We start from the raw sequence: 2,076 nt of genomic DNA on the forward strand, positions 1-2,076 counted from the left end.
TGTCCAAATACTCATCCTCGGTCGGAATACCAAGGGCCGCGAGATCGCAGCTGCGCAAGCCGCGAAATTCGGTCGACGAGAGCCGCCACGTCATCATGTGGTAGGAGAAGTCCGCCATCGGGTGACCGAGTGTCGAGAGCTCCCAGTCGAGCACTGCGAGGACTCGTGGCTCCGTGGGGTGAAAGATCATGTTGTCGATGCGGTAGTCGCCATGGACGATGGAAGTCGCCTCATCTGCCGGAATGTTCTGCGGCAACCATGCGATGAGATTATCCATCGCCTCGATCGCTTCCGTTTCCGAGGCTTTGTACTGCTTGCTCCAACGGTCGATCTGCCGCGCGAAATAGTTGCCGGGCCGGCCGTAATTGTCGAGACCGATGGCGGCGAAATCGACACAGTGCAGCGCAGCGATGACGCGGTTCATCTCTGCGAAAATCCCCCGCCGTTCAGCCGGCGCCATGCCTGGCAACTGCGGGTCCCACAATACCCGGCCGTCGACCCAGTCCATCACGTAGAACATTGTGCCGATCACCGTGTCGTCCGTGCACAGACAGTAAGTCCGCGGTACCGGCACGGCGGAGCCCGCGAGCGCGGTAATGACGCGATACTCGCGATCGACCGCGTGCGCGGAAGGTAAGAGCACGCCGGAGGGCTTGCGCCGCAGGACGTAGGACTTGCCGCCGGCTGTGAGCTTGAACGTCGGATTCGACTGGCCACCCTTGAACTGCGCGACCTTGAGCGAGCCGGTGAAGCCGTCGACGTGGGCGCGCAGGTAGTGCTCGAGGGCAACGACATCGAAGCGATGCGCGTCCGCAACCGGACGTGTTCCCAGGTAATCGTCGAAACGGCCCATGCGAAAAGGGCGTCACGCTTTCCGGGGCAGGGCCTCGACTGGCCCACGGCGATCATGGCGCAGCATGAACGTGCCGCTGGCCTTGGCGACCAATTTGCCCGCTTTGTCGCGCGCGTCGCCTTCGCAAAACGCAACTTGTCTGCCCAGATGGAGGCAACGACCTTCGGCGATGAGCGTTCCCTGACCGGTGCCGATGAAGCTCGCCTTCATCTCGACGGTAATCGCGCCGTTGGCAGTCGCGTCGAGCGTGCGCGCGGCCAATGCCATCGCAACGTCGAGCAACGTCATGACCACACCGCCATGCGCGGCTTCATAGCTGTTCATCAATTCGGGGCGCAGATCGAGCTCCAGCACGGCGTGGCCGCCGCCCTTCTCTTTCAACCTTATGCCAAGATGGCTCGCAAACGGAATGGTACGGCCGAGCGCTTGTGCTAATTCCATTGCGGCCGATTCCATTGCCGTTTGAAAGCGATTGGGTTAGACGGCGGTAACGCCACCGTCGACAGCGACGATCTGCCCCGTGATGAACGAGCAGGCATCGGAAGCGAACAGCGCGACCAAACCCTTCAAGTCCTCCGGACCGCCCAAACGCTTGAGCGGCGCTTTGTCGGCCGCTTCGTTCCCAACGAGCTCCAGAACGCCCTTGGTCATCTTGGTGGGGAAGAAACCGGGGGCGATCGCGTTCACGTTGATGTTGTATTGCGCCCACTCGGCCGCGAGCGAGCGCGTGAAATTGACGACACCGCCTTTGCTCGTGTTGTAGGCAATGGTCGCCGGCCGGCCGGGATCGCCGCCACCGACGACGCCCAGGATCGAGGCAATGTTGATCACCTTGCCGCGGCGGCGCGGCACCATGCTCCGCTTGCCGACTTCTTGGCACGTGACGAACATCGCGGTCAAGTTCAGATTGATGACCTTGTGCCAAGCCTCCAACGGATGCTCAAGTGTGGCCGCGCCCCACGTGGTCCCCGCATTGTTCACCAGGATATCGATGGGGCCCAGCGCCGCGATCGCTTGCTCGACCGTAGGCGCGATGGCGGCCGTGTTGGACATGTCGCACACCAGCGACACCGCGGTGATCCCAAGAGCGGATTTTAGATGCGCCGCAGCCTGGTCGAGCTCATCCGCCTTGCGCGCGGTCAACGCGACCTTGGCGCCCATTTCACCTAACGCCTCGGCCATTTGCAAGCCGAGGCCGCGCGAACCGCCGGTGACCAGCGCTA

At 62.6% G+C, this 2,076-nt stretch carries 3 protein-coding genes; all 3 read right to left on the reverse strand.

Annotated features, from left to right (window positions below; genetic code table 11):
- Nucleotides 1-853, reverse strand: an 853-nt coding sequence (locus H0V78_01590; protein ID MBA2350509.1) for a phosphotransferase, incomplete at its 3' end; no start/stop codon positions are given.
- A gap of 12 nt (nt 854-865) precedes the next feature.
- A complete protein-coding gene (locus tag H0V78_01595) occupies nt 866-1,294 on the reverse strand; it encodes a PaaI family thioesterase (GenBank protein MBA2350510.1) in 429 nt (142 codons plus the stop codon).
- Between the two features lie 36 nt (nt 1,295-1,330).
- On the reverse strand, nt 1,331-2,035 hold the full coding sequence (locus tag H0V78_01600) for an SDR family oxidoreductase (protein MBA2350511.1): 705 nt from the start codon (nt 2,033-2,035) through the stop codon (nt 1,331-1,333).
- Nucleotides 2,036-2,076: the final 41 nt, after the last annotated feature.

Source organism: Burkholderiales bacterium (genome assembly GCA_013695435.1).
GTDB lineage: Bacteria > Pseudomonadota > Gammaproteobacteria > Burkholderiales > JACMKV01 > JACMKV01.

What these genes read in the sequence shown, in the direction of transcription:
- H0V78_01595 (MBA2350510.1), bottom strand. Translation starts at nt 1,294, where the DNA reads ATGGAATTAGCACAAGCGCTCGGCCGTACCATTCCGTTTGCGAGCCAT.
- H0V78_01600 (MBA2350511.1), bottom strand. Translation starts at nt 2,035, where the DNA reads ATGGCCGAGGCGTTAGGTGAAATGGGCGCCAAGGTCGCGTTGACCGCG.